This is a genomic window from Kangiella shandongensis, assembly GCF_020005365.1.
GTDB lineage: Bacteria > Pseudomonadota > Gammaproteobacteria > Enterobacterales > Kangiellaceae > Kangiella > Kangiella shandongensis.
The window spans coordinates 31194-45320 of record NZ_JACNML010000001.1 but is presented as its reverse complement, the minus strand read 5'-3'; the positions used below and the strand labels follow the sequence as shown (position 1 = coordinate 45320).

The window sequence follows — 14127 nt, the reverse complement described above, 5'->3', positions numbered from 1 at the left end:
GTGATGTATGAGTGAACAACAAAAAATAGTTAAATCTTTTGGTCTATGGGAGTCTCCCATCAGCGCTGAACAGTTGGCCAGCAAGTCAACGCGACTTGGACAAATTCACGCTACTTCAAAAGCCGTGTACTGGCTTGAGGGGAGACCAGAAGAGCAAGGTCGAGGTGTTATTGTCCGCTGTATCAATGGTCAGCGCGAAGATATGACACCGGAGCCCTATAACGTTCGCACTCGTGTACACGAATACGGTGGGGCAGACTTCTGGCTCAATGAGGACTACCTGTTATTTGTCGATGATGAAGAGCAGCGGCTCTATCGACAGGACCTGAAGACGCTAACGATTGAGGCTTTGACTCCTGAACCGCCGACAAAAAGAAGTTGGCGCTATAACGATGGCTGTATTGCGCCGGAGGGGGACTATACGGTCTGTGTGCGTGAACGCCACGAAAGCAATGAGGTGATTAACGAGTTGGTCAAGATCCCCTTGGACGGTACTCAGTCGGTTGAAGTTATCGCGCAAGGTTATGATTTTTACTCCAACCCGCGCATCAGCCCTGACGGAAAACGTATTAGCTGGTTATGCTGGAACCACCCCAATATGCCGTGGGATGAAACCGAGATCTGGTGTGCTGACTGGACCGGCGGTGCTGTAGCAAACCCGCAGGCAGTTATAGCTCAAAAGAATATTTCTGCCTACCAGCCCGACTGGAGTCATGACAATCAGTTAATATTTGGTGCCGACTATGACGGTTGGTGGCACCTGTATCGGCTCGGTGCCGAAAAAGCGTTGCATCAATTTTCAGAAATCGAGTTTGGCCTGCCGCAATGGGTCTTTGGTTGTCATATCTGGCAACAATTGGACGCAAGCACCCTGCTGGCGATTGGTACTCGAAAAGCATCGCAGGCGTTATATCTGATTAACCTTGAAACGCGCTCGATAAGTCTTCTGACAGAGCAGTGGACGGCATTTAATGGGCAAATGGTCGTTAGTCGTTCCGACCAGGGCAGTAAGGTTTACTTTATCGCTGCCAACCCAACCCAGCCAGAGTCTGTTATTGAGTTATCCCTTAATGAGCAGCACCAGATTGAAAGCCATTCTGTATTATCCGAATTAGAGCAAAATACGCCTGAGGATGACATTTCCAAGGCGCAACATGTCAGCTTTGATACCTCGCATGGCGATATCGCACATGGCTTCTTTTACCCACCAACTAACAGTGGATACGAGGCTCCGGCTGGTGAAAAGCCGCCTCTGATCGTCATGAGTCACGGTGGACCTACTGCCATGGCAGACAGCGGATTAGATTCAAAAATACAGTTTTGGACCAGTCGCGGCTTTGCGGTTGCGGACGTCAACTACCGCGGCAGTACCGGTTATGGCCGAGCTTATCGTGACAGGCTGCGGGGCCAGTGGGGGCTGCTCGACGTCGATGACTGTATCGCCATGGGGCGTTACCTGGCGCAGCAAGGCTTGGTTGATGGTGAGCGCATGGCTATTCGCGGCGGCTCGGCAGGCGGTTATACCACCTTGTGTGCTCTGACATTCCACGATGCTTTTAAGGCCGGTATGAGCCGTTATGGCGTGGCGGATCTGGTGTCTTTATCGCAGGATAGTCACAAATTTGAAATACGCTACCTGGATAGTCTGGTAGGATCTTACCCGGAGCAGGCAGGAACTTATCAAGAGCGCTCCCCAGTAAATTATACTGATCAACTATCTTGTCCGATTCTTATTTTACAGGGGGTAGAGGATAAAGTGGTGCCACCGAATCAGGCTGAAGCGATGGTCGAGGCGCTTAAGGCTAAAGGTTTACCTTATGAGTATATTACCTTCGAAGGTGAAGGCCATGGCTTTAGAAAACCGGATACTATCATTAAGGCGTTTAATACAGAGCTGCGTTTTTATCAGCAATATTTGTTATAAGCTTTGATTATTTCGGTTAAGTTTATTGGAGATACTACAGAAGGGAACCGTAATGGTTTAGATAGACGTCGTTACCCCTGCTGAGCTGAATAGCATGGTGCAAACCTGGAAGACATTGATGTGATATAGTTCGTCTATGGTTAGTTAGTTGAACCTTCGTGACTTTAAGTGTCTTGGTAAAAGTCTTCAATTGAGGGGGCGTGTTGGACTCAGTGATAATAAAGACTTCTATGAGCTTTTTTGCCGTTATTCGTTTTGAGAAAATTGATAGTTGTCAATTAAGGTAAAGTAGCCGTCTTCTGGAACTAGCATTAAGTCAGCCTGAATCGTGAAGTGCTCCGGGGGACCTCCCTCAAACCTCCAGCTAATTGTAAAGTGGAATTTATTGTCGCCAGAGCGTGTATGCAGGGCTGGTGATTGCTGTAGCGCCCGGAACTCTTTTATCGCTGGCCCTGATAGCTTAAACACAGTGGTATGCTTCACTATTTTATTTCCAAGCCAGCTTTTTTCAGAAATTGCGTCATCGCTGATGATGTCCAGGCTAAGAGTTTTATCTATTTTATGATTCGGGGTTAAAAGTTTGAATTGAAGTTGAGTGCTATCCTTAACAAACTTCCTGGGGGTATTGGTGATGATTTTCGCGCGAATATCTTTAGCATCCAGCTCAACAAAATCTTCCTCATCAAATGTCGACATGCTGAGCATGGTGGATAGTGGGATGTGTGAGCACCCCACTATCAATAGGCACAGAAATAAAGGCCAAAGATTCCTTTTCATTGCTATCCTTTACAGTTGTTCAGTCATCGAAATTACTGTGGTTGAACGGATCGTTGAAGGTTTTCAGTTCAATTTCGTTTTCGGACTTTGCGACGATCGTCGTAACCGCGGCATCACCAGTAATATTGACTGCCGTTCGTGTCATATCCAGCAGACGATCAATCCCTAAGATCATACCAATGGCCTCCACCGGAAGGTTGACCTGAGTCAGTACACCCGCCAGTAAAATCAAACCAACACTCGGCACACCGGCTGTACCAATTGAGGCCAGTGTGGCTGTTAAGACTACTGTCAGTAGTTGCGCCATGCTTAGGTCGACACCGTAGGCCTGAGCGATAAACAGGGTAGCAATACCTTGCATGATGGCAGTGCCGTCCATATTAATGGTTGCACCGAGTGGCAGGGTGAAAGAAAAGGTGTTTTTATGAACACCAAGGTTCATTTCGGCGCAGCGCATTGTTACGGGTAAGGTTGCGTTACTGCTTGAAGTACCAAAAGCAGTAATCATCGCTGGCCACATACCTTTGAAAAAGTTAATTGGGTTGAGGCGGGCAAAAAGCGTAATTAGTACGCTGTAGCTTAGTACTGCATGTAGTATCAAGCCTGCTATAACCAGAATAAAGTAGCTGCCCAGGGAACCTACCAGATCGGAGAACGGGAAGGTGGCAAAGGTTTTAGCGATCAGGAAAAACACGCCGTAAGGTGCAAATCGCATGACGATATTAACCAGTTCCATAACGACTTTATTGGCGTCGTTAAACCAGTTGCCAATGCGTTTACCCTGTTCCCCAGATAAGGTAATAGCCAGGCCAATCAGAATCGCAAATACGATAATTTGCAACATATTGGCATTGAACATGGCTTCGAACGGGTTGGTTGGAATGATGTTGATAATGACATCGGTTAGAGGCGGTTTTTCGCTGGCATCAAAAGTGGCATCACCAACTGGCATGCCAATTCCGGGCTGGAAAATAGAAGCTAAGGTTAACGCCAGTGTTAACGCAATAGCCGTAGTAAGTAAGTACAAACCAATAGACTTTAAACTCAAACGGCCAAGTTTTGATGGATCGGCCAATGAGCAAACACCGCAAACCAGTGAGACTAAAACCAATGGAACCATTAACATTTTTAATGCATTGATGAAGAGGCTACCACCGATGTTAAACAGGCCTTCAACCATATAGTTATAAGCCCAGCTTTGTTCCTGCAAAATACTACAGTTGGCCTCGCCAGCGGCTAATAAAGCTTTTTTGCCGGCCCAGCTGTCCATGTCCAGTGCCATGGTTTTAGTTTGAGTTAAAAAACCAGAGCAGTCGTAGCCACCGAATTGCAGGAATAAAAAACCAACAATGGCTCCCACAACCATGAAAATTAGAATCTTAACGCTTAAGTTCATTGTTTTAGTCGTTAGTTGAAGATTTATGAACTCTAAGTCATTGCACAAAAAACTGCAAATCTATGGGGCTACTTATTCTCCATAAGTCTCCACTGCTGAGCAGTAAAGTAAGCTCAGCTTAAGGGTGTGCCTAAAAAACTATCACTCTTTGTTGTGAGCGACGGGTTGAGGGTGATAAACCTTGAGTCTCACGCCGTGATTGCTAGTTCTTTAGCCACAACAGAGAAGCCTTATGAAAAACAAGTAACTTCAAGCTTGACTGACAACGATTACAGGTGTAATCTTTAAGTTGTGGATTACAGCTGTAATCATAAATATAGAATGAAATTAACTGATGTGAGTCGAGTATGACGATCAGAGTGAGTGAAGCAGAAAAAAATGTGATGGATATTCTGTGGCAGGAATCTCCATTATCCAGTACTGAAGTGGTCGAAAAACTCCAGTCGCAGGACTGGAGCGAAAAAACGGTAAAGACCTTTTTGAACCGACTAGTCAAAAAGGGTGTCGTGACGTATCAGAAAGATGGTCGTCGGTATTTGTACTCTCCCGCCATAGAGCGAGATGAGTTCCTGGCCGATGAGAGCGAAGGTTTTCTGGATAAAGTCTTTAAAGGCAATATGAAAGAATTACTGGCAACGTTTGTCGAGAACAAACAACTATCAAAGGACGAATTGAATTATCTGAAAAGCTTGCTTGATGATCAGGAAGATAAGGATGACAAGGAGCGTGACGATGTTAAGTGAATTGCAGTTTAATGGCTGGCTGGATACCTTCTGGCAGTTTAATCTCGATCTGAGCGTTATCGTACTCACGGTGTTGCTGGTACGATTTTTTATCCGTAAAACGACTAAAAGCTATAATTCGTATTTGTTGTGGTTGGCCATTCCAGCCGGATTCCTGTTGGCGAAAATTATCGCTTCGATTGACTTTACCTCAGCCAGCTCTAGTTACATTGGACAGGCGGTTTCGGTTATGGTGATTAAGCCAGTCGAAACCCTGCAAAACTATTGGTGGCTAGGCGCTATCTGGCTGTCGGGAACAACGCTGTTATTATTACGATTATTGATCCAGCATGTTGAGTTACGACGAGATCTGAAGACGATCCAACGTGCGTTGACTGAGTTAACGGGATATGAGCTCTTTAAATCAAGACGCTATAACCTGATAGCCGTTGATCAGAAAGACATGTCACCAGCGGTTTATGGCTTTATCAAGCCCAAGATTTATTTCCCGCTACATGTGGCGGAGAAGTTATCAGTCCAGCAAATCCAGTTAATTATTGAGCACGAAGAGCAGCATATTAAGCAAAAGCACTTATGGCTCAATCTGTTATGGGATGTGCTGGTCTGTATTGGCTGGTTTAATCCACTGATTTATATTGCTCGAAAAAATTTCCGGCATGATCAGGAGTTGTTCTGTGATTATCTGGTGTTAAATAAAACCGATAGCTCACGAACCAAAGATTATGGTCATGCACTGCTTTCAACAGTTTCTGCCACTCACTCTGTCAGTTTGCTCTGCTCATGGAAGGTTTTTAACCAACTTGAGGAGCGTATTATGAATATCACAAAACCCATCAATCGTACCGGTAAAGTAGCTATGTCTTTAGGCGCGGCACTGGTATTAAGTTGTTGTGCGGTTTATGCAGCTAATAAGGAGATTAAAGAAGAAAGAGTTATCACCAGTGAAAATATTATGATCGATGATAGTGGTCATAAAAAAGTTATTCAAAAGTTTAGTAATGACGAGGGTATTGTTTATACACAAGAAGGTGATAAGTATTATATTATCGAAAACAATGGCAATAAACGTGCAATGACCGCTGCAGAGCGGGCAGAGTTCGAAAAGATTCATGAAGAAGCCGAGCAACAATTGCATTTGTCTGAAGAAGAGTTGCGTATGGCTGAAAAAGAAATTGAAAAGGCGCATCGCGAACTGGAATTGCATGTCGATGAAATTAAAATCGCCGAAAAAGAGGTGCAGCGTGCTCATGAAGAAATTGCCTTGGCACAGGAAGAAATTGTACGAGTGTACGAAAAGGGACAAATTTCTAAAGAAGAAATGAAGCATGCGAGAAAAGAGTTAGAGCGCGCAAAGAAGCAGATGAATGTCGAAAAGTTGCGCAAGAAAATTCGTATCGACGTTGAACGGGCTAAACGTGATCTAGAGAAAGCACGTACTGAAATTAGAAAGCAACGCGCTAAAGGTATGAAGGTTCCACCTCAGCCTTCAAGAGTTTTTGAAGCTAAGAATATTGATGTCAAAGTAATATCCGACGCTTCGGGTAAAAAGCGTAAAGTAGTTCGCTTGTCGAACGATAATGATAAGGTTTACTTAGTTGATGATGGACAGTATTTTATTGAAGAGAGTGGCAAGAGGAGAAAAATGACTACAGAGGAACGAGCTGAGTTTGAAGAGAAAATAATGTTCATCCCTCAACCCCCAAGAATGCCTGAGGCGCCGAAAGCTCCAAAACCTCCAAAGGCTCATAAAAGCGCGAAAGCTGATGATTTAACGGTACTTGAGCAACCTCGTGCTAACTACCCTGAAGAAGCGATGGCGAACGATATTGAAGGCTACGTGAATTTAACTTTTGATATTAACGGGCAAGGTAAGGCGGCCAATGTTCGAGTAAAAAGCTCTAGTGCTAATGGTATCTTTAATAAGGAAGCCATTGATGCGATTAAAAAGTGGCGCTTTGCTGAAAAGGACTACGGCAAGAAAGCTGTGTTGTATCAGATGAAGTTTGCTTTAGAGAATTAATATTCATGCTAATAAAAAGCCCGCTTTATCGCGGGCTTTTTTGTGTCTCTTACGTTTTAAAACTTAAAACTAGACAAGTTGGAACGGGTAAACCGAACCTAAGCTTAAGATCTGAGTTAACTCGTCTAATGCTGTGCGCGATTCTGTTAGTAAGCTTGGATCGGCCAAGTCAATTTCTTCCAGTGTCTCGCGATAACGCTTATCGACCCAGGTATTTAACTGGTTAAATAAGTCATCAGACATCAGCACGTTTTGGTTCATGGCGCTAACTTCTGTTTCATTAAGTACGACACGTTGACGCAGACATGCCGGGCCACCGCCGTTTTGCATGGATTGTTTCACATCGAAGATTTTCACTTCTTTGATTGGCGTGTCTTGCTCCACTAACCAGTCCAGATACTCTTTGACTGAAGGTATCGTTTCACATTCGCCCGGAGCAATAATCGCCATGTTGCCGTCTTCTAACGAAACCAGCTGGCTGTTAAAGAGATAAGACTTAACAGCATCCTCAACTGGAACATCATTAGCACCCACTTCCACCACGTGGAATTCTTCGCCGTCAAATGCCTGCTCTAACTCGGTGTAGACCTGCATTTGATTTAGGAAGGCTTTTTGGTGGGTAAATAACACATTACCGTTACCGACCGATATCACGTCATTGTGAAACACGCCTTTATCAATTACATGCGGATTTTGTTGTGCGAACACTACATTGTCACTGTCCAACATGTGTAAACGGGCAACTGCCTGGGAAGCTTCGAAAGTTTGGCGAGCCGGATATTTGTGTGGCGCTGGCTTGCTGCTATCAAAAGCATATTTTCCATAAACGAAAAAGTGCAGGCCTTTTTTGCCATAACCTTTCTCAGCATTGACATCGACAAAGCGCGTATGATTTGCGGCACCTTCGTCACCAAAGTGGTCGCCCATAGGCAGAGCCGGGTGGTGTGCAAAGTGCTTATCATTGTTGAACATGGCTTTAAGAACGCGGCCCGTTGTTGGATGCTCAATCGAACGATGGAATTTGTTTGCAAGATTTGCTGGTGTAAAGTGCGCCTTGCCGTCTGCAGTATCGCTAGATGGCGCCATAGTACAGGCATTTGCGGTCCACATGCTCGACGCCGAACTGCAGGCAGCTAAAACCTTAGGTGCCTGTTTGGCAGCTTTGATGATGACCTGAGCATCGCTGCCGGTAAAGCCTAACTTGCGCAGTGTAAATACGTCAGGACGTTCCATAGGCGCTAATACACCCTGTTTAAGTCCCATATCATGCAGTGCCTTCATTTTTGCCAGGCCTTGCTTAGCCGCCTCTTTAGGTCTAGCGACCAGGTTTGCATTTGCTGTCGAAGCGACGTTACCGTGCGACAGGCCTGCATAGTTATGTGTTGGGCCGACGAGACCGTCAAAGTTAAACTCAAAAGCTCTCTTGCTCATTAAAGTTTCACTCCTGGAGCTAGGTTTTCAGGTAATAAGCATGCATTATTCTCGATCGAAGCGACCGGATATGCGCAGTAATCGGCAGCATAATAAGCACTTGGCCGATGGTTGCCTGAGTTACCTACCCCACCAAACGGAGCTGTGCCAGCTGCACCCGTAGTTTGGTTGTTCCAGTTAACGATACCCGCACGAATTTTAGTATAGAATTCTTCATATTGTGCTTTGTTATCGCTTAATAAGCCTGCTGATAAGCCGAAGCGCGTATTGTTCGACTCTACAATAGCATCTTCAAAGTTATCGTAACGGATAACCTGCAATAAAGGGCCAAAGTATTCTTCGTCTTCAAGTTCAACGTCGCTTACTTCGAGAATGGCCGGGTTGACAAAGCCGGTACCTTTTTCTAAATGCTCCATTTTGACTAAAGCTTTAGCACCTTTGGTGATTAAGTTGTCTTGTGCAGCTAATAGATCAAGCGCTGCTTTTTCCGAGACCACAGGGCCGATAAATGGTTGCTCATCATCATTGTAATGGCTGACGCGAATATTGGCAGTTGCTTCGGTCAGTTTGTCTAAGAAGATATCGCCTTCTTTAGTCTTCGGAACAAACAGACGACGCGCACAGGTACAGCGCTGTCCGGCCGATAGGTAAGCAGATTGAATGGTGTGATAAACCGCACCATTAACATCGTTAATATCACCAACGATTAATGGGTTATTACCACCCATTTCAAGAGCTAATACTTTGCCGGGTTGGCCGGCAACCTGTTTATGTAAAATGTTACCGACAGTTTCACTACCCGTGAATAAGATGCCGTCTACCTGAGGGTGGCTAGCCAGTGCCACGCCTGTGTCGACTTCACCCTGAACCAGGTTAATGACGCCTGCTGGTAAGCCTGCAGATTCCCACAAGCGAATCGTTAGTTCTGCTATTGCAGGCGTTAATTCGCTTGGTTTAAAGACAATAGTGTTACCTGCGATTAGCGCCGGAACTATGTGTCCATTCGGTAAGTGTGCTGGGAAGTTATAAGGCCCAAAAACTGCTAATACACCGTGGGGCTTATGACGAAGCGCCGTCTGACCCGTAGCTGTTTCTGTTTCTTTAATGCCAGTGCGTTCATGGTAGGCTTTAATAGAAATATCAATTTTACCAGCCATGGCGCCTGCTTCGGTTAATGTTTCCCAGAAAGGTTTACCTGTTTCCTGAGAAATTAACTCGGCGATCTTTTCTTTGTTATCTCTAACCAGTTGCTCAAACTTTTTAATGATGGCAATGCGATCATCAAGGCTATATTGGCTCCATTCCCAGCCTGCTTTCTGTGCGGCCATAATCGCGTCGCTAACCTGATCGGGAGTCGCGCTGTTGGATTCCCAAACGGTACTGCCATCGGCTGGATTGATGGATTTGAAAGACGAGCCTTCGCCAGCAAGCCATTGATTATTAATAAATAAATTTTTGTGCAACATATAATAAAACCTGAATCTATTGAGTTTTCTTCGAGCCTGAAGATCTGCGTTTGTTAAATAGCGGTACTGCTCTGACTGTATCGCCAGCATCCAAACCAAGTGAGTCTATCAATGATTGAGGAATCACAATTTGGTCACCCTCAATACGGCTTTGAGCTACGATGCATCGATAGTCTTCTAATTTACGATTACTAATCATGATTGGCAAGGTATTGTCACCTGCTTCTCCAGCAACCAGCTCGACGATGTGACTGTGTGCTATTGTTCTGATGGCATTTCGCTGAACTTCAACCGTTGGACCACCATCGAATACATCGACGTAATTCTGGTGAGTGAAGCCTTCTTTCTTTAATAACGATAATGCGGGGGCTGTATCAGCATGGACTCTGCCGATGACTGCGCGGGCTTCTTCTGGAAGTAAATCGACATAAATAGGGTATTTTGGCATCAATTCCGAAATGAAGGTATTACTTCCCAGGCCACGTACGGCATCAGCCTTGGCGAAATCCATCTTGAAGAAACGTTTGCCGACAGCTTCCCAGAACGGCGAAAAACCGTTGTCATCGGAATAACCGCGCATTTCAGCAATGATTTTCTCCGAAAAACGTTCCGGATGATCGGCAAGGAATAGAAAGCGTGACTTAGACAATAAATGGCCGTTGATTCCGCCGCGGTGTTCTTCGGCTAAAAACAGTGTCGCAATCTCGGTCGCGCCAGTGTAATCATTACCCAAAATCAGCATTTGATGAGGGTTATAAACTCCTAAATCAGGGCTGGTGCTAACTTGAGTGCTGAGCTTGTAACTAAAAAAAGCATCGTCCAGGCCAACAGCTGAGACTAACGCACTGGTGCCAATTACTTTTCCTTCCTGGCTATCTTCAAGCACAAAAAAGTAGCACTCAGAGCCAGGCTGCTTAATATCTTCGGACAGCGCCTGTTGGGAATTAGTGATTCTGTTTGAAATTGTTTCAGGGTTGTTAGGCAGGGTCGTCAGCCCTGTCCCAGCGCTGGCGGCTAACTCTAAAATATCTTCTAAATCAGTGCTTTGTGCAGGGCGAATTACCATAACTATGCGATCTAAGTCCTTAAATTTGTACTATGCAAAATTAGTATTTGAAAATCAGGGAAGGGGATGATAGACAAAAGTTCCCCTGAGTAAAAGCGTTATTCTGAAGTAAAAAGTAGTATTTTTCCAGCGAAGACTGGAATTTTGAACTGAAAACAGGGATCATGTCCGGCTAATCATTGATGAATATGTAACGCTGAGATCGTCAGCTTAGACAAAAATAAGGTGTTTTTATGTCGAAAAGTTATACTAGAGCGACCTTTGATGAGGTCATGGTCCCTAATTACAATCCATCGGAAATTATTCCGGAGCGTGGCGAAGGTTCGCGAGTATGGGATCAGAATGGAAACGAATATGTAGACTTTGCTGGTGGTATCGCGGTCAGCATTCTAGGCCATAAACACCCGGGCATGGTTAAGGCGCTTAAAGATCAGGCCGACAAAATCTGGCACTTGAGTAATGTCTTTACCAACAAGCCGGCATTAGAGCTTGCGGACAAACTGACGGCTGCGACTTTTGCCGATAAAGTATTCTTCGCTAACTCTGGTGGTGAAGCTAACGAAGCTGCTTTCAAATTAGCTCGTCGTTATGCACACGACAACTTTGGCCCAGAGAAGAGTGAAATCATCTCGTTCTCTAAATCATTCCATGGTCGTACCTTATTTACTGTTTGTGTGGGTGGTCAGCCTAAATATACGGAAGGTTTTGAGCCGTTGCCAGGCGGTATTTTGCATACGGAATATAACAATATCGACGCCTTTAAAGAGTTAATCTCTGATAAAACTTGTGCGGTTGTTATGGAGCCGATTCAGGGTGAAGGCGGTATTATTCCAGCTGATCCAGAGTTTGTGAAAGAAGTTCGCGAACTGTGTGACAAGCACAATGCGCTATTAGTGTTTGACGAAGTTCAAACGGGCTTTGGTCGTACGGGTGATTTGTATGCCTACATGGGCATGGGCGTCACGCCAGACATTTTAACTACGGCTAAATCAATGGGCGGTGGTTTCCCAATCGGCGCCATGATTACGACATCTAAAATTGCGGCGAGTCTTGTTCCAGGTACCCATGGTAGTACTTATGGCGGTAACCCGCTGGGTTGTGCCGTGTCGCTAGCAGTTTTAGACGCAATCAATACGCCAGAAATGATGACAACGGTTAAAGAGCAAAGCGCGAAAATCGTTAAGGGCTTAGAAACTATCGGTGAAAAATACGGTGTATTCTCTGAAGTTCGTGGTAAAGGTATGTTGCTTGGTGCCGTATTGTCTGATGAGTGGAAAGGTAAAGCGCGTAAATTCCTTGAAGCAGGTTGGGCGAATGGCGTTATGTGTCTTGTTGCGGGTGCAGATGTTGTACGTTTAGCGCCTGCGGCGACAATTACGGATGCCGACATTGAAGATGGCCTAGCGCGATTAGATAAGGCTATAGCGTCTTTAGTGGCTTAATTCCTTAAGTCAAAATTGCAAAAAAGGCTCCAGAAATGGGGCCTTTTTTGATCTAAAACAAGAAAATCCAATGCACATATGCAAGAGGCAGTAAATTCTTGATCTGCATCAACTTTTTAAACCTCGAAGCACTTTAATGTAGTCACGATTCTTAATAATAGAAGGATAGTGATAATGGTACAATTATTTAAAAATTTAACTGCTTTTGCTGTGGGGGCTGCTTTAACTGCCGGTTCGATGGAAGCCATGGCGCATAAAGAAGGGGACTTTATTCTTCGTGTGGGTGCTGCTCACGTCAGTCCAAACGACGATAGCTCTAACGTGTTAGGTAGCGATGATGGGGTAACAGTCGATTCTGCTACTGGCCTGGGCTTTAGCGGTACTTGGATGTTGAGCGATCGTTGGGGCTTTGAGGTTTTAGCGGCGTTGCCTTTTGAGCATGATATTGATGGCAGCGGTAGTTTGTCGGGACTCCCTGTGGGTTCGACCAAACATCTTCCACCAACGGCATCGTTCCAGTACTACCCTGATGTTGGCGGCGATTCCTTTAATCCATATTTTGGTTTGGGTGTTAATTATACCTATTTCTTTGATGAAGAAGCCTCGCCTGAGTTAAAGGCGGCACTTGGTACTGAACAGGTTGAATTATCGCTAGATAACTCAGTGGGTATTGCTGGACAAATTGGAGCTGACTGGAAGGTTGGCGATAACTGGTTTATCAATACCGGCGTCTGGTATGTCGATATCGATACCGATGCAGATGTCATTGTAGGTGGTGCGACAGCCACAACAGTCGAGGTTGAAATTGATCCATGGGTTGCCATGGTTGGTTTTGCCTGGCGTTTTTAATGTTGGAAAAGTTTCGCTTTTCAGCGAGTTACTTTCTCTTGTGCGTGCAAGAGAAAGTAACCAAAGAGAAGCACGCCCCAATATTGAGGTCATAAATGACTACCTTCACAACAATTTATCCATTTAACGCATCGTGAAATACAGTCCATCCTTGGCCTGAATTTCACTAATCAAATCATCCAAGATTTGATTTGCTATGGATAAATCGTTCCTCAGCTCAACATTAAGGGGATTATTGGTGCTACTATCCACCTCCGTCATCCCGCGGCTTGAGCGCAGTTGTAGGGTGCGTCGTGACGCACCATTTCGATGAGCCTCGTGTATCAATTGGCTTTAAGCGTTTCCTGAACCTTCGGCCAGACATTATTCAGCAAAGTTGGTTGTGCTTTTTCGTTGGGATGGATGCCGTCATCTTGCATCAGTTCGTTTTTGCCGCCGACATCTTTAAGTAAAAAAGGGACCAGGCCGATCTGGTGTTCATTAGCAAGTTGCTGGTAATTTTCGAAAAATGCCTGTGCGTATTTCTCACCGTAGTTCGGTGGTATCTGGATCCCGAGCAGTAATACTTCTGCTCCAGCGTTTTTAGATTGCTTTACCAAGGTGCTCAAGTTTGATTTGATAACGTTGGGCGGAAAGCCGCGTAAACCATCGTTACCGCCGAGTTCGATAATGACAAGCTCAGGACTGTAAACTTCCAGTAATTTAGGTAAGCGTTTTAATCCTTGAGTGGTGGTATCGCCACTGATGCTGCTATTTATGACGTCATAATTGATGTTTTCTTCACCTAGCTTCTGCTCTAATAATGCTACCCATGTTTTGTCCGGACTAAAGTTATAGCCCGAGCTTAAGCTGTCACCCAAGACTAAGATAGTGCCTTGGCTTTGCGCTTGGGTGGTAGGAGCCATGCTCAAGGTCAATACTGTAACAACTGGAAACAAAATCCAGGCCAAAAACTGTTTAAACATGGTAAGTTTGTTATTAATCTGCTGAATCATACGCACCGAGAAATTTAA

11 protein-coding genes are annotated in these 14127 nt (G+C 44.9%); 5 read left to right on the top strand and 6 right to left on the bottom strand.

Annotated features, from left to right (window positions below; translation table 11 throughout):
- The first annotated feature begins 7 nt into the window (after nt 1-7).
- The gene (locus H7708_RS00150) at nt 8-1924 is read left to right on the top strand and encodes a S9 family peptidase (protein ID WP_223668441.1); all 1917 of its coding nucleotides are present in this window, start codon (nt 8-10) and stop codon (nt 1922-1924) included.
- A gap of 246 nt (nt 1925-2170) precedes the next feature.
- Here H7708_RS00150 and H7708_RS00145 read toward each other — a convergent pair whose 3' ends face one another.
- Nucleotides 2171-2701 carry a hypothetical protein gene (locus H7708_RS00145; protein ID WP_223668440.1) on the bottom strand — a complete coding sequence of 177 codons (531 nt, stop codon included), beginning with the start codon at nt 2699-2701 and terminating at the stop codon, nt 2171-2173.
- Between the two features lie 19 nt (nt 2702-2720).
- Nucleotides 2721-4097 carry a dicarboxylate/amino acid:cation symporter gene (locus H7708_RS00140; protein ID WP_223668439.1) on the bottom strand — a complete coding sequence of 459 codons (1377 nt, stop codon included), beginning with the start codon at nt 4095-4097 and terminating at the stop codon, nt 2721-2723.
- A gap of 347 nt (nt 4098-4444) precedes the next feature.
- Here H7708_RS00140 and H7708_RS00135 point away from each other — a divergent pair, with 347 nt between their 5' ends.
- Complete coding sequence (locus H7708_RS00135) at nt 4445-4840, top strand: BlaI/MecI/CopY family transcriptional regulator (protein ID WP_223668438.1); 396 nt, start codon at nt 4445-4447, stop codon at nt 4838-4840.
- Nucleotides 4830-6860, top strand: coding sequence for a TonB family protein (locus H7708_RS00130; RefSeq protein WP_223668437.1), 2031 nt, complete (start codon nt 4830-4832; stop codon nt 6858-6860). The genes H7708_RS00135 and H7708_RS00130 overlap by 11 nt, the downstream gene beginning before the upstream one ends.
- Nucleotides 6861-6929: 69 nt before the next feature.
- Here the strand turns inward: H7708_RS00130 and astB are convergent, their stop codons facing one another.
- Genes astB through astA form a run of 3 tightly spaced genes read right to left on the bottom strand, consistent with a single transcriptional unit; the run spans nt 6930 to nt 10823 of the window.
- Entirely contained in the window at nt 6930-8291 is a 1362-nt protein-coding gene (gene astB / locus H7708_RS00125) for an N-succinylarginine dihydrolase (protein ID WP_223668436.1), read from the bottom strand.
- On the bottom strand, nt 8291-9757 hold the full coding sequence (gene astD, locus H7708_RS00120; RefSeq protein WP_223668435.1) for a succinylglutamate-semialdehyde dehydrogenase: 1467 nt from the start codon (nt 9755-9757) through the stop codon (nt 8291-8293). Before astD ends, astB begins: the two co-directional genes overlap by 1 nt.
- A 16-nt stretch (nt 9758-9773) precedes the next feature.
- The gene (astA, locus tag H7708_RS00115) at nt 9774-10823 is read right to left on the bottom strand and encodes an arginine N-succinyltransferase (RefSeq protein ID WP_223668434.1); all 1050 of its coding nucleotides are present in this window, start codon (nt 10821-10823) and stop codon (nt 9774-9776) included.
- A gap of 233 nt (nt 10824-11056) precedes the next feature.
- Here astA and H7708_RS00110 point away from each other — a divergent pair, with 233 nt between their 5' ends.
- Both H7708_RS00110 and H7708_RS00105 read left to right on the top strand, forming a co-directional pair.
- The gene (locus tag H7708_RS00110) at nt 11057-12265 is read left to right on the top strand and encodes an aspartate aminotransferase family protein (protein ID WP_223668433.1); all 1209 of its coding nucleotides are present in this window, start codon (nt 11057-11059) and stop codon (nt 12263-12265) included.
- Nucleotides 12266-12439: 174 nt separating this feature from the next.
- A complete protein-coding gene (locus H7708_RS00105; protein ID WP_223668432.1) occupies nt 12440-13114 on the top strand; it encodes an OmpW/AlkL family protein in 675 nt (224 codons plus the stop codon).
- Nucleotides 13115-13437: 323 nt separating this feature from the next.
- Here the strand turns inward: H7708_RS00105 and H7708_RS00100 are convergent, their stop codons facing one another.
- A complete protein-coding gene (locus H7708_RS00100; RefSeq protein WP_223668431.1) occupies nt 13438-14109 on the bottom strand; it encodes an arylesterase in 672 nt (223 codons plus the stop codon).
- Nucleotides 14110-14127: the final 18 nt, after the last annotated feature.